This window comes from Limnochorda sp. L945t, from assembly GCF_035593305.1.
Lineage (GTDB): Bacteria > Bacillota > Limnochordia > Limnochordales > Geochordaceae > Carboxydichorda > Carboxydichorda subterranea.
Genome location: NZ_CP141615.1, coordinates 2,418,522 through 2,437,117, shown reverse-complemented (window position 1 = coordinate 2,437,117; position 18,596 = coordinate 2,418,522). Strand labels below are relative to the sequence as shown.

Genomic DNA, 18,596 nt, shown 5'->3' with positions numbered 1-18,596 from the left:
GGTGCCCGTCCATGCAGTGTGGTTCTGTGCCGGGCCCGAACATTTCGCTTACGCTCTGGCGCCGGTCCTCTCCGAGATCCATGGACACGGGCAGCCCCTGCGGGTGGTGGCTCCTCCTTCCTACCTGCAAGCCCTTCGACGCGTCTCCTCCTTGCCTTCCCGCCTTCTCGAGGAGATCGAGTCGCGCGGCGGGCAGGAGTCGTTGGCCGAGCAGACCGTCGGTCCATGGCCTTCGGGCAGCTGGATGATTCACGTCGTGGGTAGCGAAGGAGACGAGTCCGGCGCCGGCGACCCGCCCTCCGGGCGTTTGTCGGCCGAATCAGCGGAGTCCGCCCTCGATCGGGTCGCCGCCGCCGGACTGGCCAGGGTGCTTTGCGTCTACGACCTGGCCTGCGTCGACGCCTGGCAAGCCGATGCGGTGGCTGAGAGGTACCACCGGTGGGTCGCCCACCAGGGGCGGCTGTTGCCCGTCACGCTGGCCCTGAATGCTGCCCCTGGGGGGCGAGGAGCCGTGAGCCCAACCGGAAGCCCTCCTCGAGAGCTCTTTCATTCAGCGGGATGAGGTGGCGCCGGCGGGCATGCACCGTGCGGTGGACCGCCTGCTGGAGGCTCGATAGCTGCACGAGGCCCATGGCCGCGGCGAGCGCCCCGAGGGCTACCATATTGGCGACGGCGGGCGCTCCTTGAGCGGTGGCCCACTCGGTCGCCTGGACCAGCAGGACGCGAAGGTCCGTGCGCCGCGGAGGCCGGCCCAGCAAGGACGCGTTGGCCACCAGCACACCGCCCGGCACCACGCTCTCTTCGAAGCGCTCCAGAGACGGCCCGTTGAGGACGATGAGCCCGTCCGGACGGGTCACCACCGGGGAGCTCACCGGCTCGTCGGCGATCACCACGGAGCAGTGGGCCGTGCCGCCCCGCATTTCCGGCCCGTACGACGGCGCCCAGGAGACCTCGTAGCCTTCGGCCATGGCGGCCTCCGCCAGGAGGATGCCGGCCAGCATGACGCCCTGGCCGCCGAAGCCCGCGATGAGGATCTGGCGTTCCACCCTCACACCACCCCCGCCGTGTTCTTCAGCTCTCCGAGCGGGAAGGACGGGATCATGCGTTGCTCGATCCAGTGGAGGGCCTCGATGGGCTTGAGGCCCCAGTTGACGGGGCAGCTCGACAGAAGCTCGACCATGCTGAAGCCGAGGCCTTTGAGCTGCACCTCGAAGGCCTTGCGAATGGCCCGCCTGGCCCGCCCGACGTGCAGGGGGTCGTGGAGAGACATGCGGGCGATGTAGGCGGCTCCGTCGAGGGTGGCCAGGATCTCGCTCATCCGGACGGGGTAGCCGGCACGCTCTGGCGCCCGCCCCTGCGGAGTGGTGGTGGTGGCCTGGCCCACCAGCGTGGTGGGCGCCATCTGCCCGCCGGTCATGCCGTAGATGGCGTTGTTGATGAAGATGACGGTGATCTGCTCGCCGCGGGCGGCCGCATGGACGATCTCGGCCGTGCCGATGGCGGCCAGGTCCCCGTCGCCCTGGTACGTAAAGACCACCGCCTCGGGGTGCACCCGCTTGATGCCCGTGGCGACCGCCGGGGCCCGGCCGTGAGCCGCCTGCTGGAAGTCGCACCGGAAATAGTCGTAGGCGAAGACCGAGCACCCCACCGAAGCTACCCCGATGGTGCGCTCCAGGATCCCCAGCTCGTCGATGACCTCAGCGACCAGCCGGTGGGCCAGGCCGTGGGTACAGCCGGGACAATAGTGGAGGACCTTGTCGCTCATCGACCGGGGCCTGCCCCCGAGCACCTGGACGCGGCGGTCCTGGGCCGTCTCGACGACTTTAGCCATGCCGCACACCCACCTTTTCCCAGAGAAGGTGAAGCCGCTCGACGATGGCCTCCGGGTCGGGGAGCATGCCCCCCGTACGGCCGTAGAACTCCACGGGCCGCCGTCCCGCCACGGCCAGGCGTACGTCCTCCACCATCTGCCCGAGGCTGAGCTCGACCGTGAGAAAGCCGAGCGCCCTCTCCATGACCTGCTCGAAGGCAGCGTCCGGGAAAGGCCAGAGCGAGATAGGCCGGATGAGCCCGGTCGGGATGCCCTCGGCTCGGGCGCGGCGCATGGCCGCCCGGCACACCCGGGCCGCCGTACCGTAGGCGACCAGGAAGAGCCGCGCGTCGCCCTCCGGATCCTCGACGGCGAACCGCGTCTGCTCGGCCCGGATGGTGCGGTACTTTTCCTGGAGGCGGAGGTTGAGGGCTTCGAGCTCGGCCGGGTCGATGTGGAACGAGCTCACGAGGTTGGGGGCGCGACCCCTGGCACCCGTGGTGGCCCAGGGGCGATTGGGGGGCGCCACGGCCTGCTCCGGCGGCAGCCGTACGGGCTCCATCATCTGCCCCAACAGGCCGTCTCCGAGCACCAGGACGGGATTGCGGTAGCGCTCGGAAAGCTCGAACGCCTCGAACATGAGGTCGGCCAGCTCCTGGACCGAGGCGGGAGCCAGCACCAGCAGCCGGTAGTCGCCGTGGCCCCCTCCCTTGGTCGCCTGGAAGTAGTCGGACTGGGAGGGATGGATGCCCCCCAGGCCCGGGCCTCCCCGCATCATGTTGACGATGACGCAAGGGAGTTCGGCTCCGGCGATGTAGGAGATGCCCTCTTGCTTGAGGCTGATGCCGGGACTCGAGGAGGAGGTCATCACCCGGCCGCCGGCGCCGGCGGCGCCGAAGACCATGTTGATGGCCGCCACCTCGCTCTCGGCCTGCAAGAAGACCCCGCCGACCTCCGGCAAGCGGCGGGCCATGTACTCCGGGAGCTCGGACTGGGGCGTGATAGGGTAGCCAAAAAAATAGCGGCATCCTGCTCGGATAGCCGCTTCCCCCATGGCTTCGAGGCCCTTCATCAGTACCCGGGGTGCCTGACTGTCGCCCAACGTCCGTCCCTCCTCAAACGGCCCCTGCCCTCGCGAGGCGGGTGATGGTGACGGTGATCGCGGCCTCGGGACACATGCGGGCGCAGTGGCCGCATCCCGTGCAGGCCTCGGGGTGAAGGACCTCCGCCGGCGGGTAGCCCAGCGCGTTGAACCTCCCCGACGCCAGCCGGAGCACCTCCTGGGGACAGAAGGCCATGCACAGCTCGCACGCCTTGCACCGGGCTTCGTCGATCGCGATAGTAACCGTTTTCACTACCTCACCACCTCTACCGGCCCCCTACCACACATAATAAGCTCTTGCTCGCCCGAAACCTGCCGTGGGCCCGGCCGATTGACACGCCCGGGCAGGGCAGGTATGATCTCGCCAAATCCATAGCGCGGCAGACCTGGTATCGAGAGTGGCGGAGGGACTGGCCCGATGAAGCCCGGCAACCGGCGACCGCGTGTCGCAGTGGTGCCAAATCCTGCCGGCTCCAGGCCCGGAGAGATACGAGGCGCCGCCCCGGCTGTGACGGGGCTTGCAGGTGCGTGACCTCTTCCGGGTGGGAGAGGTTCTTTTTTTGCGGTGGGGCCGGCCGTGCCGGGCAGGCGTCGCGGCATGGAGGAAGGATGGGCTCGTGCAAGCACTCACGGTACAGCGCGAGCCGGGGCGCACCGGTTTGGGGGAGCACCCGGCCCCGGGCCGTCCGATGGTCCTCATCGAAGGGCTCACCAAGGTCTTCCGGCAGGGGGGCCGGGAGGTCGTGGCGCTGGACGACGTGCACCTGTCCGTCCGGGCCGGAGAGATCTTCGGCATCATCGGCCTTTCGGGCGCGGGCAAGAGCACGCTCGTCCGGTGCATCAACCTCCTGGAGCGGCCGGACCGGGGAAGGATCGAGGTCGACGGGCTCGAGATGACCAGCCTCGACGCCCGAGCGCTGCGTGCCGCTCGTCGCCGCATCGGCATGGTGTTCCAGCACTTCCACCTCCTGCGCTCGCGCTCGGTCATGGGCAACGTCGCCTTTCCTCTGGAGATCGCCGGTGTGCCCCGCGCCCAGATCCGCCGGCGGGTCATGGAGCTCCTGGAGCTGGTGGGCCTCGCCGACCGGGCAGACGCGTACCCTTCCGAACTCAGCGGCGGCCAGCGCCAGCGGGTCGGCATCGCTCGGGCCCTCGCCCCCGAGCCCAAGGTCCTGCTCTGCGACGAGCCGACGTCGGCGCTCGACGCCGAGACGACCACCTCGATCCTGGAACTCCTGCGGGACATCAACCGGACGTTGGGCATCACCGTCCTGCTCATCACCCACGAACTCCCGGTCGTCCAGGCCATCTGCCACCGCGTGGCGGTCATGGCCGACGCGCGCGTGCAGGAGGTGGGGGACACCGCCTCGATCATCACGCGGCCCCGGTCCCAGGCCGGGAGACGGCTGGTGGGAGCGGCCGCCGAACGCGCCCTGGCCGCCCTGCGGTCGCGGCTGGACGGCGCCGCGCCCGGCGCTCCCGATACCCCGGCTGGGAAGCTGTTCCGCCTGGCGTTCCTGGGGCCGGCAGCGGAACAGCCGGTGATCTCGCGGGTGGTGAGAGAGTTCGACGTGATGGTCAACATCATCCATGGCAGCATCGACCGCATCGGTGCGGTGCCCTTCGGGGTGCTGGTGGTGGCCATGGACGGGCGGCCCGAGGCGGTAGATGCCGCCGCGCAGTGGCTGCGAGAGCAAGGCGTCGAGGTGGTCGAGTGGAGCGCATGATGACGTCGGTTCTCTGGCAGGCCCTGCTCGAGACCCTGTACATGACCGGCGTCGCCACGGTGCTGGCGCACGTGGCCGGCGTGCCGCTGGGCGTTTTGCTGGTGGTGACGGACCGCGGGCACGTGCTCGAGCAGCGCGCCCTGCACGAAGTGCTGGCAGGCGTGGTCAACGTCGGGCGGTCCATCCCGTTCATCATCTTGCTGGTCGCGATCATTCCGTTCACCCGCTGGGTGGTGGGCACTTCCATCGGCACCACGGCGGCCATGGTGCCCCTGACGGTGGCGGCCATCCCGTTCGTCGCGCGCCTGGTCGAGGCGGCGCTGCGCGAGGTCGACCCGGGCGTCGTGGAGGCGGCCCAGGCCATGGGGGCGACCCCGTGGCAGATCGTCACCCGCGTGCTGTTGCCCGAGGCTTTGCCGGGCCTGGCGCTGGGAGCGGCCATCACGGCGATCAGCGTGGTGGGCTACTCGGCCATGGCCGGCGCGGTGGGGGGAGGGGGACTGGGCGACCTGGCCGTTCGCTACGGGTACCAGCGGTTCCGCACGGACATCATGGCCCAGACGGTCATACTCCTCGTCGTGCTCGTCCAGGGCATGCAGGCGCTGGGAGACGCGGCCGCCCGGCGGATCGGGCGGCGGCGCTAGACCCTGAACCCCGCTGAAGGAGGTCACACCAGGATGCGCAGCAGGCTGTTTCGAGTCTACGAGGCATCGGCGGCGCTGGCGGCCGTCTTGCTCCTGGCGGTAGGGTTGACGCTGGCGACGCCGGCGGCGACGTTCGCGGGGAGCGGCGGCGCGCCCAAAGTGGTGCGGATCGGGGCGACCCCGGTGCCCCACGCCGAGGTCTTGCAGTTCGTGAAGCCCATCCTGGCCCGGGAGGGCATCGAGCTGCGGATCATCGAGTTCACCGACTACGTGCGGCCCAACCTTGCGCTCGCCGAGGGCGAGCTGGACGCGAACTACTTCCAGCACATCCCGTACCTGGAGACGTTCTCCAGGGATCACGGCCTCGACCTCACCTACATTGCCCGTGTCCACATCGAGCCGATGGGGCTCTACTCGCGCAAGGTGAAAAAACCGTCTGAGCTTCGGCAGGGAGCGGTAGTGGCGATCCCCAACGATCCCACCAACGGCGGGAGGGCGCTTCAGCTGCTGGCGGAGGCCGGGCTCATCGAGCTCAAGCCGAACCTGGGGCTCAGCGCGACGGTGCTCGACATCACGGCCAACCCGAAGAAGCTGGCGATCCGGGAGCTCGAGGCGGCGCAGCTGCCGAGGGCCCTGCCGGACGTGGACGCAGCGGTCATCAATGGCAACTACGCCCTGGAGGCTGGATTGGCCCCGGTGCGCGATGCTATTTTCATCGAGGACGTCAAAGCTCCGCACGTAAGCCCGCTCGCCAATGTTCTGGCGGTGCGGACGAAAGATAAGGATGATCCGGTGCTCCGGGAGGTCGCGCGGGTACTGACGTCGGACGACGTCCGCACATTCCTCCAGGAGCGCTACAAGGGAGCCGTAGTGCCGGCGTTCTGAGGGGTCGGGCGGGCGCCACGGCCCGTAGCCCGTAAGGGCCGGCGCGGGGCTCCGGCGCCTCGAAAGGCGGGATTGCGCTGGACGACGCGCAAGGCCACCAAAAGGCCGGCGAAGGCGGGCGGCTTTCGGATGGGAGCCGCCCGCCGGGTCCGGGGGTGGCCGGCAGCAACGGGCTCGGGCGCGCCCTCGGCGCCATCGTGCAAGACGTCCCCGGCGTCGTCGAAGTGATCGCCGGGGACACGGACCCCTTCCCGGGCCCGCAGGCAGGGCCGGTGGTGACCGGCATCAGCGCGCACTCGGGGCGCGTGCTTCCCGGCTACTTGTTCGTGGCGGTGCGCGGCACGAACACCGATGGCCACCGTTACATCGGGCAGGCGCTGGAGCGGGGCGCCCGTGCCCTCATGGTGGACAGGCCCGGCGTCTTGTCGGAGCTGCGAGATGGGCGGCTCCGAGGGCCCCGGGCGCCGTGGGTGGTGCGGGTCGCGGATACCTCGGTGGCGCTGGCGTGGGCCGCCGCCTCCTTTTACGGGCACCCGGCGCGCACGCTCGACGTGGTCGGCGTGACGGGCACCGTGGGCAAGACGTCCGTCTCGCTCTACCTGAGGGGACTGTTGCAGGCAGCGGGGAGGCGGGCGGGCGCCGTCGGTTCCCTGGGTATCTTCAAAGAGCGGGGACACGAGCCCTCTCCCCTGACCACGCCCGATCCCATCACGTTGCAGCGGGCGCTACACGAGATGGTGCAGGAGGGGCTGTCGCAGGCCGTCATCGAGGTCTCCTCCCACGGCCTCATGCAGCACCGGGTCGAGGCGATCCGGTTGGCCGGGGGCGTGATCACGGAGATCTTGCCCTTCGAACACGCCGAGGCCCATCCGAGCTTCGAGCACTACCTCGCCACCAAGCGCCGCTTCCTGAAGTTGCTGCGGCCGGACGCGTTCCTCGCGTACAGCGCCCACAGCCCTCACACCCGGGCGATGGCGGAGTTGTGGCCCCGGCCGCGGCGAGTAGCCTTCGCTCTGGGAGAGGAGGGCGCCGTCGAGGATGCGGCCTGGTCGGTGGTGGGGCGGATCGAGGGGGCCTCGCTCGACGGGACCCGCGTGCACGTGCGCTGGCGCGCTCCGGGCCGGAAGGACACGGATGCAGTCGTCTCGCTCCACCTGCTGGGTGCCCACGCCGTGCACAACGTGCTGGGCGCGGCTGCGGCGGCGCTCGCCTCGGGCCTTTCCTTCGAACGGGTCGTCGAGGGGATGGGCCGTCTTCGGCCGCTGCCCCGGCGCATGAACCCCATCCACCGCGGCGAGTTCACCGTCATCGACGACACGACGGGCCATCCCGCCAGCTTCGAGCACCTGTTCCAGACGCTCGAGGCCATCGGGGCGCCTCGGATCGTCCTTCTCGTCGGAGTACGGGGCAGCCGGGGCGCCGACATCAACGCCCGCAACGGACGCGTCATCGCCGCCTGGGCGCGGCGGCTCCCCGTGGCGGCCATCGTGACGACGGAGAGCGAGGATGCGGTGGGCCCCGGCGACCGGGTCGAGCCGCGAGAGCGAGACGCATTGCTGGGTGCGCTGCAGGACGTCAGGGTACGGATCGTGGAGCACCGGCGCACCCTCGAACAGGCCATGCGCACGGCTCTCGACATCGTACGCCCGGGCGACCTGCTGGTCTTCGCCGGGGCCCAGGCCCTCAACCAGGCCGCCTCGCTCTTCTGGCTCCACGAGAGGAACTCGCGCCTGCGCGGCCAACATCTTCCAGGGTCACAAGCCTCCAGCAGCACGTGCCGATGCAGCAGATAGAGCCTCCAATCGCTGCAGGGGACGGGAACTATGGACTCACAACAGCCGCAGCCTCCGAAGCCGCCCCGGCGCCTGCGGCCGGCGGCGGAGCCTGCTTCCGTGTCCCAGCGCGCTGCAAAGCCGGGCGCCGCCCGCCGGGTCGCCGACCTCCCCGCTTCACGCGCATGGAAGCGTCTGCTCGACGCCGTCCGTGGAATCGATACCATCCGGGATGAGCCCGCTACCCACCGGCTGCTGACGAGCCAGGCGATCTCGCTCTTGGGTGCCGACGGGGCGGCCGTCTTCACCGTCGATGAAGGCGGCACCATCCGGTGCGCCTGGTCGGAGGGGGTTTCGGACACGTACACCGCCGCGGTCAGCCGGGTGAGCCACCTCGTGCCGGGCGGCCGGGTGGTGCGCACGGGGCGGCCGGCGGTGATCCTCGATGCGAGGCGCCTCGAACGGTGGCCGCGCCTGGCGGAGCTCGCCCGGGCGGAGGGGATCCGTACCATCGGGCTGTTTCCGATGGTGCTCGATGGCCGCACCGTAGCCGTACTGGCCGTATACCACCGGCGGGTCCGCCGGTACCGCACCTGGGAGGTGCGGGCGTTGACCGCGTTCTCGTATCAGGCGAGCCTGGCGCTCGGAGGGGCGCGCCTGTTCGACGAAACCCGCCGGCGAGCAGAGGAGCTCCAGCAGATGTACGACCGCGTGTCCGTCGCGTATCGGCAGCTCAAGGCCTTTCAGGAGATCGGCATGGAGATCGCCTCCAGCCTCGACCCTGCCCAGGTATTGCGCACCGTGGCCCGGTACGCCGCCGAACTGACCGGGTCGGATGCCGGCGCCGTCTTCGAATACGATCCCCAGGAGGGGGTGCTGGCCGTCACGGCCAGCCACGGGGTCGAGGACGCCTTCGTCGAGGGTATCCGGCGGGCCCGCGTGCGCCCCGGCGACGGGGCCATCGGCCGTGCGGTGGCCGAGCGGCGGCCCGTACAGGTCGCCGACGTGGAGAGCGAGCCGGGCTACGCCTTCTTGCACCTCACCCGGCCTCAGGGCTTCCGCTCGATTCTGGCGGTGCCCATGGCCTCCGGCGAGGAGATGGTCGGGGGCCTGGTGGTCTGGCGCAAGGAGCCCGGCCTGCTGGATCGGGGCGCCGTCGACTGGTTGGTGGCGCTGGCCCAGCAGTCGACCGCCGCCATTCGCAACGCGAGGCTCTTCGCGGCCCTGGAGCGGGCGTACGACGACACGCTCGAGGCGCTCACCGCGGCTCTCGACGTGCGGGATCGGGATACCGAGGGCCACTCGCGCAGGGTGGCCGCGCTCGCGCTTGCGATCGCCCGCGAGATGGGGCTGCCCACCTACGCCCTGCAGGCGCTTTACCGGGGAGGGCTTCTCCACGACATCGGGAAGATCGGGATCCCGGACAACATCCTCCACAAGAGGGGCCCGCTCGACGACCGGGAGTGGGAGATCATGCGGCAGCATCCTTTGCTGGGCTTCCGCGTGCTGGAGGGGATCCAGTTCCTGAGAGACGGCGCCACCGTGGTGCTGCACCATCACGAGCGCTACGACGGGCGCGGCTACCCCATGGGCCTGCAGGCAGAGCGCATTCCCATCATCGCTCGCATCTTCGCCGTGGCGGACGCCTACGACGCGATGACCTCCTGGAGGCCTTACCGGCCCCCCATCCCGGCGGACCAGGCCGTCGAGGAGATCGTGCGCAACTCGGGGTCGCAGTTCGACCCCGAGGTCGTCCAGGCGTTCTTGCGGGTGATCCAGGCCGGGCAGGCCGGCATGGGCGACCATCGCCATCTCCCAGGCCCTGCCAGCGGCACGTGAGGGCGGCCATGCCGGCCCGCTGCAGACGGCGGGCCGGCATGGCCACCACCCGGGCTCCGGCTGCCCGGGACCTACCAGACCCGGAGCGATGCCACCGGGTTGAAGTGGGCGAGGAGCTGGACCACCGTCGGCACGTAGCCGATGGCCGTAAGGACGACGGCGGCGCCGATCCAGACCCGCCAGCGCTCGAGCAGGAAGGGCGCGTGCTCGGGTCCGGAGACGGCCTCCGCCTCCGGTACCTCGATGTCGGCCGGCTCCCTGGAGAACCAGATCGTGGCCGCCATCTCGACCAGATAGAGGTAGAGGCTCACCGCCAGGATGCCGCCGCCGACACCCACCAGCAGCGACGGCAGCCCCCACTCGGGGTTGAGCGCCCGATAGGCCGCGGCTCCCAGCATGGTCCGCCGGGGCGCCCCGAGCAGGCCCAGCCAGTGAAGCCCTCGCCCCAACAACAGCATCCCGGCGAACCACGTCCAGGCCTGCCACAGCGCCACCCGCCGGCTCCACAGCTTGCGGCCGGTGAGATACGGGATGAGCCAGTAGGAGATCCCCATGAACGTAAGGGTGACGCCCGATCCCACCGTCAGGTGGAAGTGCCCGGGCACCCACGCCGTGTTGTGCACCATCAGGTTGAGGTCGTAGGAGGCGTTGATGATCCCGCTCACGCCCCCTGCGGCGAACAGCAGCATGGCCAGCACCTGCGCCGCCACTGCCGGGTCGTCCCAGCGCAGCTTGAAGAACCACCCGAACCAGCCTCGCCCTCCCCGGGCGCGGCCGGCGTTTTCGAGGGAGGCCAGCAGGGTGAACGCGGTGAGGGCGCTCGGGAAGAAGACCACGAAGGTCAGGGCCGCGTGTACCATCTTCCAGGCCTCGGAGATGCCGGGGTCGGTGAACTGGTGATGCAGCCCTACCGGTATGGAGAAGGGGATGAACAAGACCAGCGCCAGCCTGGCCAGCGGATCGCTGAACAGCTTACCGCCTGCCTGCTTGGGCACCATGGCGTACCAGGAGACGTAGGCCGGCAGGAGCCAGAAGTAGACGATGGGGTGCCCGGTGAACCAGAAGAAGGCCCGTGCCAGCAGCGGGTCGGTACCTTGCGTGATCCCGAACGAGGCGGGGATGAGCAGTGTCAGGAACTCGGCTGCGATCCCGAGGCTCGCGATGTCCCACATGACGAACGTGGCGAGGGCTCCGAAGGTCGCAAGCGGCGTGCGCTCCGTGGGGTGATCACGGCGCCAGGCCCGGTAGGTGAGGAAGATGTTGGCCGAGACCAGCCACGTGCCCACGACGACCAGCGTCAACCCGAGGTAGTAGGCAGGGTGAGCTTTGAGAGGCGGGTAGCTCGTGAACATGACCGTCGCGTTATCGCTGAAAAGGGCCCACCCGGTGAGGCCGATGCCGGCGATCATGATCCAGAACGTGATCCAACCCAGCTTGAGGCTGTAAAGGGGGTGCTTGAGGCCGCTCATCGTGGCGAACGTGAGGAAGCCGCTGATGAAGAACGTGGTCCACACGAGCACGTTGAAGACCCCGTGGATGCTCAGCCCCTGGTAGTAGGAGCGGATGAAGGGGGCGAGGTACGGGTACAGGTTGATGCCCGCGTGCTCCAGCGCCTGGAAGGGCCCCAGCGTGGCCCCGATGGACAGCGCCAGCATGGCCACGTACAGGAACCAGGCCACGAGGCGGCGCTCCGGTTGTGACACGACCGTCGACCTCCGTTCCCGGGCAGCAAGCGCTCTGCCCGTCTCTGTACCAAACCCTCTCACTCGACGATGACCCGCCCGAACATGTTCTGGTGCCCGACGCCGCAGTACTCGTGGCACAAGAAGAGGTACGTCCCGGGCTTCTTGAAGGTATGGGTCACCCGGGCGATCTGGCCGGGGATCACCATGGTATTGACGTTGGTGCCCTCGATGCGGAAGCCGTGGATGACGTCCCGGCTCGTCAGGTTGAAGGTGACCGTGGCACCGGCGGGTACCCGGATCTCATTGGGGGAGTAAGCCCAGATGTGCGCGATGACGGTGGCTTCGTAGCGTCCCGGGCCAAGCTGGCGCACGCCCGGCTGATCGAAGGGAGGGGTGTTGGGAAGCCGGGCAGGGTTGACCTGGCCGTAAACGCCGGGCACCTGGATGCCCGCCCCGAAGACCGATCCTACGATGGCCAGGAACATGACGGCCAGCGCGACCCCCGTCAGGACCATCCAGCGCTTCTCGTACAGCTCGATGTACATGGCCTGCTTTCACCCCCGGCTCAGCAGATTCGCGTACATGTACGCCCAGGCACCCACGATTGCCAGCAGGTAGAGGAGGGTGGCCAACATGGCTCCCCTGGGGTGTTCCTCGACGACCTCCTCCGGCGCCGCCGGCCGCTGCCTTACCTCGGTCGCCGCAGCAGCGGCCGGTTCTTGGGCGGCGTCGTGCTTCGGAGTGGTCGCTGCCATCGTGCGTTCGCCCCCCTTCAGTTGTCGCACGCCGGGGCTCACCGGGCGTGCGCCCCGCCATCAGCGCGGGTAGCAGAGGAAGAGGTGGGCAGCCTCGTATGCGAGCCGGGCTGCTCCCTCTGCCCGAGCCTCTTGCAGCACCAGGTCGAGGTCGCGCAGGAGCCTCTCGGCGTCGAGCCGGGGCCCGGAGTAGATACCGCGGATGAGCCCCTGCCCGTCGACCAGGACGTAGCGCGGGTCGTAGACCACCCCGGCGGGCGCCTGCGCGCGGGCGTCGTAGTAAACCCCGAATCCCGTGCCGACCATGAGCTTGACCGCCAGGCCCGGGCCGGTCAGGAACTGCCAGATGGACGGGTCCGCATCGAGCCGCCGGGCGAACGCGGCAAGCCTGGCCGGGTCGTCGTGCTCCGGACGCACGCTCACCGTGACGAGGCGGAGCCGCTCCCGCCGATCCGCATCCTGCGAGAGCCGGCGCTGCAGGGCCTGCAGTTGCCTCGCCATCGTGACGGCCGTGGCGTCTTCCGCCGAGGCGGGGAAGAAGGAGTAGAGCACCGGCCGGCCCTCGAAAGCCCGGTGGGTGACCGTACGGCCCTGCTGGTCGATCAGTTCGAACACGGGCGCCACCCCCAGACGGGGCGCCACCGTCAACGGCCGGGCCAGCGCGAACCAGGCCAGCCCCGCCAGTACCAAGCCGGGGGGCCATGCATACCACGGCACGTGTCGTCCTCGCCCGGCGACGCTGCTCGTAATCGCTCCCATTGTCTACTACCGATTAAAGCAGCGCATCGACCCGAGGCGCCATCACGCGTTCGGGCCATTTGGCCATCTGCCAGACTCATACGGAGGGGCGAGCGTCAAGAGAGCGGGCGAGCGGGCCGGCATCACCCGGATGGATTACGCCTGTCGGGACGCGGAGGCGGCGCTCCACCGGATGCCAGGGCGGCGGCCTGGGCGCGGTTGCGCACGTGGAGCTTGTCCAGAATGTGACGGACGTGGGTCTTCACGGTGTGGATGGAAAGGTGGAGGCGATCCGCGATCTCCCGGTTGGTGAGCCCTTGACTGGCCAGGGCGAGGATCTCGGACTCCCGCTGCGTGAGCCCTTGCGCGTCTTCAGGGCCGGATTCCCTGCGCCCTGCCATCTCGTCCAGGAGGCGGACCGCCAGGGAGGGGGAGAGCATCGCCTCTCCCTGGCTCACACGGCGGATCGCCTCGACCAGTTCCTCTTCCCCCACGTTCTTCAGCAGATACCCTCGAGCCCCCGCACGGATGGCGCCGAACAGGTCCTCGTCCTGGTCGGAGACGGTGAGGACGATCACCTGGCTGTCCGGGAGCGCCGTCCGGATCGAGGCGGTGGCCTGGACCCCCCCCATCTCTGGCATGCGGACGTCCATCAACACGACGTCCGGGCGCAAGCGGCCGGCCATCTCCACCGCCTCGCGGCCGTTGGCGGCGGTGGCTACGACCTCGATATCGGGGTAGCTCGCCAGGATGCGGCGCAGGCCCTCGCGGAAAAGGGCATGGTCATCCGCGACGAGCACGCGTACTGCCATCGCTGTGGCCTCCCATCGTCGGCATGCGGACGACGACGCGCGTCCCCTTGCCGGGTCCGGTCACGATGCTGAGCTGCCCGCCGCAGATGGCCGCGCGCTCTCGCATGGAAGCAAGGCCGTGATGGTGAGAAGGAGGCAGGGCCGCCGGGTCGAAGCCGCGGCCTGCGTCGGCGATGCTGAGCTCGACAAAGCGCTCGTCGCGGGTGAGGCCCATCTCGACGTGCCGTGCCCCTGAGTGCTTGCGGACGTTGGTGAGGGCCTCCTGGGCGATCCGCAGCAGGTGCAGCTCGACCTCGGGAGCAAGGGAGGCGTCTTTGGCCTCCAGCCGGGTCCGCACCGTGATGCCGGAGCGTTGGGTGAAGTCCCGGGCCAGGCGCTCGAGAGCTCCCACGATGCCTCCTTCTCCCTCGGCGCTGACCCGGAGGTGATCGATCGTCTCCCTCACGTCCAGGTACGCCTCACGGATCACCTCGTGGAGTGCGCCCACCTCCTGGGCGGCGTCGTGGTACTGGCCCCTCTGGAGCAAGCTTCGGACCCGGTCCACCTGGAGCCCGAGGTAGCCCAACGTCTGGGCGAGCCCGTCGTGGATTTCCCGGGAAATCCGATACCGCTCCTCGAGCACCGCCATCTCCCTCAACCGGTGGTAGAGCTGGGCGTTGCGGATGACGAGCGCCAGGTTGGCGCCCAGCGCCTCCAGCACGTCGGTCTGGTGGAGCGCGAACTGCCCATCCACCTCGGAGGCCATCACGGCGACTCCGAGCACCTGGCCCTCGGCCTCCAGGGGAATGGCGGCGATGGAGCGCAGTCCATGCGGTGCCCGCATGCGGGGGATGACCACGGGAGCCCGGCGCTCCCGGGCGAGTCCGGCCAAGCGCAAAGCCAGGGCGAAGCGCTCACCACCCAGTTCCCCGAAGTTGCGCTGGGTGCGCGCGTCCCACGCCGGCGGCTCTCCGGCGCTCAAGAGGATGGCGCCGGCGTCCGCATTCCACCCCTCCATCATGATGCTCAGGGCGCGATCCAACACGCCGTAGAGGTCCTGGGGCGTATCGGCGGTCTGGCGCGCCGAGTTGACCGAGGCGACCAGGCGCGACCGCAGGCGCGCCCCCTCCAGCGCCGGAGCCAGTTCGGTGGCCAGGATGTTGAGCATCCGGACCCTGTCGACGTCCGGCGCCTCCCCTGCCCGGAGATAAGTCGCCAGCACCCCGACCCGATCCTGGCCGACGCTCAGGGGCAGGCAGATGACCCCCCCGATGTCTTCCTCTGCCGCGATAGGGCGCAAGGGATCGAGCAACGGGCAGCGGTCGTTGATGTTGGCGGTGAGCGCCTGGCACTGCCGGCAGGCCTCCGACGCGAGCCCGGCGTCGACGACCCGGCGCAGGCGGGCCGAAGCGGCGTCGCTCAAGTTCCATGTGACTTCCAGGTTGGCTCGGGACTGGGCCGGGTCGAAGTAGACGACGGCCGTTCCCCTGGCATCCAGGGTTTCTACCGGCACGCGAGCCGCCAGGGTCAGGACTTCCTGGACGTCGACCGCCGACGCGGTGCGCTTGCCGAGCTCGTGCAAGGCCAGCAGCTGCCTGTGTGTCACCTGCAGATCGGCGTACGCCCGGCGCAGCTCAGCCTCTGCCCGGTCGCGCCGCTCCACGGCGTCGACCAGCCAACGCATCCCGACCCAGGCGACCACCACTCCGGTGAGACCATAGATGGCGAGCTGGGCCCAGGGGTGCCAGCGGGGTGCGAGGCTCCGCAGCACCGCGTACAGCCACGCCTGGTGCAGCGCCGCCAGGCCCGTCACGACCAGGGGAAGCGCCCAGAAGAAGTCGCGAAGCTGTCGCTGGAGCCGGTCCACCACCGGTTCCGCCCGATGCGCCCGCTGGCCCTGCCTGGACGCCACTTCGCTTGCGGTGAGCGTCGCCCCCGCTCTTGCCAACCGACCGATGCTCCCCGCGGTCTGCTGGACGACCGGGCCGCGTTACTCGCGAAGCCCGCGGCCCCATCTTCATTTAACCGGCCGCGGTCTCCGGGGGTCAACGGACCGCGGCGTCAGCCGGCGTGCGGTACGCCCGGCGCCCGCTCGGAAAGGGGCCGGCTTCCCTCGACGAGCGAGAGCAGCCCGGTGAGATCCGAAAGAACCAGGTCCGGCGAAGGCCCGGTGTAGGGACGGTCGTCGGGCGGGGGCGACGGGTGGAAACGGAGTTGCGGCGGTCGCTTTACCAGGGCCGCGCGCATACCGACCGCTTTGGCCCCGGCCACGTCTGCGTGGGGGTTGTCCCCCACGTACCAGCTGGCAGCCGGCTTCACGCCCATCTGCTCCAGCGCCATGGAGAAAAGCACGGGATGGGGCTTGACGTAGCCGACCTCCGAAGAGAGCACCACCGCCTCGAAAGGCTCCATCAGCCCCAAGGAATCCAGGTGCTCGCGGACGATGCCGCCGCTCAGCCAGATGTTGGAGATGACGCCGAGGCGGACCCCGTGCCGACGCAGCCCGGCGAGCACCCGGGGCACCTCCGGGTAGAGCCGCCGGATGGTCAGCCGTGGAGCGGCCCATGCCCGCTCCAGGCGATCGAGCTCGGCGTCGCCCGCCGTGATCCCGAGGCGGCGCAGCATCTGCTCCAGAACGCGGCGAGCCGGCACCTCCTTGAGCTCCGGCAGGGCTGCCCGGTTGAGCGCCTCCACGACTTCGCGATAGAGGGCGAGCAGCGTTTCATCCGGGGGTAGGCCGTCCCGCGCGGCTCCGATCGCCCCGGCGCGCTGAGGGCTCTGCTCCATGGCCGATCGCAGGGCGTCGATGCTCGCACGGTCCACCTCGTCCCAGGACGCCACGGGAAACCCCAACAGCGTGTCTCCGATGTCGAAGATGATGGCCTCCACGGGCCCCGAGACAGATTGCTGCGACGGCACGACGGCATCTCCCTGCCGGAGCTACTTCGCACGGTGACCGGCCATTCCTGCGGGGCGCGCTCAGGCTGCCTGTGGAAGGACGAGCCCGCTCTGTGTGGCGAATTGGAGCCACTCCGGCGTGACGGACCGCGGCGCCCGGGCTGCCCGCTCCAGGGGAACCTCCACGAGCCGGCCTCCCAGCAAGCCTACCACGACACCGCACCGTCCGGCCCCGATGACCTCGGCGGTACGCCTGGCCATGAGATGCGCGTGCATTAACTCGCGCTCCGAGGGGGCCGCTTGCGTCAGGGCATCGTCCAGGACGTGGACGGCGGTTTCCCGCCCGAGGCGCTCCTCGAGACCTCGGGCCAGCCTCCGCACCCCACCGGGCACCGCCCCTTCCGCTGCCACCACCGTCACGCCCCGCCTGCTGGACGGGGCGCGCCTCTTCATGGCGGCGGCCAGGACGTCGAGGTCGACGGGCGCCTCGGGGATGACGACGGCATCGGCAAAGGTGTCCAGCGCGATGGCCAAGGGTAGCCATCCGGTCGACACCGCCGGCGTGCCGATGACGACGGTGCGGCCCTCGCTCCACGCCTCGAGCGCCAGGGGCCCGGCGACCTCCACGCCACGCTGGACGGCGCTGGGGTAGCCGATCGAGGACTCGGAGCCCGGCACGTCGTTGGCGATGGTCTGGGGCACGCCGACTACGCGGATCCCCATGCGGGCCATCCTGGAGGCCGCCGCCATGCTGGCATGGTCTCCCGCGACCACGAGCGCGTCGATGCGCGCTTCGTCGAGGCGACGCAGACCCTGGTCGAGCACCGCCTCCGGGACCGGCGCGGCGCGGCCGGAACGGAGCATGGAGCCTCCCTGGAAAAGGCGGGGAGCCATCTCTTCCTCGGACAGGGGACGCAGCGCGCCCTCCGCCAGGCCCTCCCAGCCCCCGTCGACTCCCCAGAGTTCGTCCCCCAAGCCACGCAGGTGGAGAGCGAGCCCCCAGAGGAACGGGTGAACTCCGCTCGACTCGCCTCCGCCGACGATGACACCGATCCGCCTGCTCATCCCGATAGACCCCTTTCCGGCCTGCCGGCCCGCTCCCACGAAAGGGGTTTCAACGAGGTTGCCACCCCACCCTGCAGGAGAGCGTCGCCATCGCCCGCCTCAAGAGCCGAACCGGTACTCCCGGTAGCGCACGTACACCTGCACATGCAGCGGCTCGATCCGTACGTTCTGCCAATCGAGCACCGTGTACGCTCCGACTCGCTGGTACCCCTGGTCGATGATGAGTCGGCCCCACCAGTAGGCGAGGTCCAGGTGGGTGACCAGGCCGGTCGCCCGTTCGACCCAGAAGCGCACGTACCGTGCCCCGGAGCGGCCTGCTGCGGGCACCCCCTCGATGACCCACCGGTCCGCACTGCCGGATACCGGTTGCTCGGGGACCAGCCGCAAGTGATACCCGTCGAGGAGGTCCACGACCTGGACGACGTCCAGCTGGAGGCGGCGCGGCAAGAACCAGGGAGCATCCTCGCTCTGCACGACCACGCGGTCGGATTCCTTGGTGACGAAGGCCTCGAAATCCCATGTCCGGCCGAAGGCTTGGGCCCGGTACAGCTGGCGGACGCGGCTAGGTGCGTCGATGAGGCGGGTGGTCCGGCGCACCTGGTCCATGATGGCTTCCAGGGAGGGTGGCGGTTCGGCCGGGCGCCCGGCCAGGGCATTGTCGTCTGCTGAGGCCGCGGCCGCACGAGCACCGGGAACGGCAAGCAGCCATGTCGTGCCCGTGAGCGCGAGCACGAGCAATCTCGCGGCCATCCCCTTCGCGCCTTGCCGCCGTCCGCCGGCGCCTGGCATGGGTCCCGAGCCCCCGAATGGTCTACCCGCCGTGTGGTTTGCTGCCGCATTATACAGCGTCCGGGAGGAATCGTCGCCGTCGCGCGCAATTACGCT

General features: G+C 69.8%; 18 protein-coding genes and 1 riboswitch. Of the genes, 5 read left to right on the top strand and 13 right to left on the bottom strand.

Annotated elements, in window-relative coordinates; genetic code table 11:
- Positions 1-470 precede the first annotated feature (470 nt).
- From U7230_RS11290 to U7230_RS11275, 4 genes are read right to left on the bottom strand one after another with little or no spacing between them, the layout of a single operon-like run.
- On the bottom strand, positions 471-1,046 hold the full coding sequence (locus U7230_RS11290) for a 2-oxoacid:ferredoxin oxidoreductase subunit gamma family protein (RefSeq protein WP_324715942.1): 576 nt from the start codon (positions 1,044-1,046) through the stop codon (positions 471-473).
- A 2-nt stretch (positions 1,047-1,048) separates the two neighbouring features.
- The gene (locus U7230_RS11285) at positions 1,049-1,765 is read right to left on the bottom strand and encodes a thiamine pyrophosphate-dependent enzyme (RefSeq protein ID WP_404980668.1); all 717 of its coding nucleotides are present in this window, start codon (positions 1,763-1,765) and stop codon (positions 1,049-1,051) included.
- 58 nt (positions 1,766-1,823) lie between these two features.
- Entirely contained in the window at positions 1,824-2,882 is a 1,059-nt protein-coding gene (locus U7230_RS11280) for a 3-methyl-2-oxobutanoate dehydrogenase subunit VorB (RefSeq protein ID WP_404980667.1), read from the bottom strand.
- Between the two features lie 43 nt (positions 2,883-2,925).
- Entirely contained in the window at positions 2,926-3,165 is a 240-nt protein-coding gene (locus U7230_RS11275; RefSeq protein ID WP_324715939.1) for a 4Fe-4S binding protein, read from the bottom strand.
- A 133-nt stretch (positions 3,166-3,298) separates the two neighbouring features.
- Positions 3,299-3,406: riboswitch (SAM riboswitch) on the top strand.
- 195 nt (positions 3,407-3,601) lie between these two features.
- Between U7230_RS11275 and U7230_RS11270 the strand changes: the two genes are divergently transcribed.
- From U7230_RS11270 to U7230_RS11250, 5 genes are all read left to right on the top strand, one after another.
- Complete coding sequence (locus U7230_RS11270) at positions 3,602-4,639, top strand: methionine ABC transporter ATP-binding protein (protein ID WP_404980666.1); 1,038 nt, start codon at positions 3,602-3,604, stop codon at positions 4,637-4,639.
- Positions 4,627-5,283 (top strand): methionine ABC transporter permease, encoded by a 657-nt coding sequence (locus U7230_RS11265; RefSeq protein WP_404980515.1) that lies wholly within the window; start codon positions 4,627-4,629, stop codon positions 5,281-5,283. The genes U7230_RS11270 and U7230_RS11265 overlap by 13 nt, the downstream gene beginning before the upstream one ends.
- Positions 5,284-5,316: 33 nt before the next feature.
- Positions 5,317-6,168: a MetQ/NlpA family ABC transporter substrate-binding protein gene (locus tag U7230_RS11260; protein ID WP_324715936.1), complete on the top strand. Its 852-nt coding sequence runs from the start codon at positions 5,317-5,319 to the stop codon at positions 6,166-6,168.
- Positions 6,169-6,323: 155 nt separating this feature from the next.
- Complete coding sequence (locus U7230_RS11255; RefSeq protein ID WP_324715935.1) at positions 6,324-7,961, top strand: Mur ligase family protein; 1,638 nt, start codon at positions 6,324-6,326, stop codon at positions 7,959-7,961.
- A gap of 99 nt (positions 7,962-8,060) precedes the next feature.
- Positions 8,061-9,779: an HD domain-containing phosphohydrolase gene (locus U7230_RS11250; protein WP_324715934.1), complete on the top strand. Its 1,719-nt coding sequence runs from the start codon at positions 8,061-8,063 to the stop codon at positions 9,777-9,779.
- A gap of 71 nt (positions 9,780-9,850) precedes the next feature.
- On the opposite strand, the gene U7230_RS11245 is transcribed toward U7230_RS11250, so the two are convergent.
- The 9 genes from U7230_RS11245 to U7230_RS11205 all read right to left on the bottom strand — a co-directional run bounded on the left by U7230_RS11245 (position 9,851) and on the right by U7230_RS11205 (position 18,461).
- Positions 9,851-11,482, bottom strand: coding sequence for a cbb3-type cytochrome c oxidase subunit I (locus tag U7230_RS11245; RefSeq protein ID WP_324715933.1), 1,632 nt, complete (start codon positions 11,480-11,482; stop codon positions 9,851-9,853).
- Between the two features lie 59 nt (positions 11,483-11,541).
- Complete coding sequence (locus tag U7230_RS11240; RefSeq protein ID WP_324715932.1) at positions 11,542-12,009, bottom strand: cytochrome c oxidase subunit II; 468 nt, start codon at positions 12,007-12,009, stop codon at positions 11,542-11,544.
- A gap of 9 nt (positions 12,010-12,018) precedes the next feature.
- Positions 12,019-12,219, bottom strand: coding sequence for a hypothetical protein (locus U7230_RS11235; protein WP_324715931.1), 201 nt, complete (start codon positions 12,217-12,219; stop codon positions 12,019-12,021).
- Positions 12,220-12,279: 60 nt separating this feature from the next.
- Positions 12,280-12,909 carry an SCO family protein gene (locus U7230_RS11230; protein ID WP_324715930.1) on the bottom strand — a complete coding sequence of 210 codons (630 nt, stop codon included), beginning with the start codon at positions 12,907-12,909 and terminating at the stop codon, positions 12,280-12,282.
- A gap of 191 nt (positions 12,910-13,100) precedes the next feature.
- Entirely contained in the window at positions 13,101-13,769 is a 669-nt protein-coding gene (locus tag U7230_RS11225) for a response regulator transcription factor (RefSeq protein ID WP_324715929.1), read from the bottom strand.
- Positions 13,741-15,696 carry a GAF domain-containing sensor histidine kinase gene (locus tag U7230_RS11220; RefSeq protein WP_324715928.1) on the bottom strand — a complete coding sequence of 652 codons (1,956 nt, stop codon included), beginning with the start codon at positions 15,694-15,696 and terminating at the stop codon, positions 13,741-13,743. The genes U7230_RS11225 and U7230_RS11220 overlap by 29 nt, the downstream gene beginning before the upstream one ends.
- Before the next feature lie 113 nt (positions 15,697-15,809).
- Positions 15,810-16,667, bottom strand: a complete 858-nt coding sequence (locus U7230_RS11215) for an HAD family hydrolase (protein ID WP_324715927.1) — start codon at positions 16,665-16,667, stop codon at positions 15,810-15,812.
- 60 nt (positions 16,668-16,727) lie between these two features.
- Positions 16,728-17,711: a 6-phosphofructokinase gene (locus tag U7230_RS11210; protein WP_324715926.1), complete on the bottom strand. Its 984-nt coding sequence runs from the start codon at positions 17,709-17,711 to the stop codon at positions 16,728-16,730.
- A 99-nt stretch (positions 17,712-17,810) separates the two neighbouring features.
- The gene (locus tag U7230_RS11205) at positions 17,811-18,461 is read right to left on the bottom strand and encodes a hypothetical protein (RefSeq protein ID WP_324715925.1); all 651 of its coding nucleotides are present in this window, start codon (positions 18,459-18,461) and stop codon (positions 17,811-17,813) included.
- Positions 18,462-18,596 lie beyond the last annotated feature (135 nt).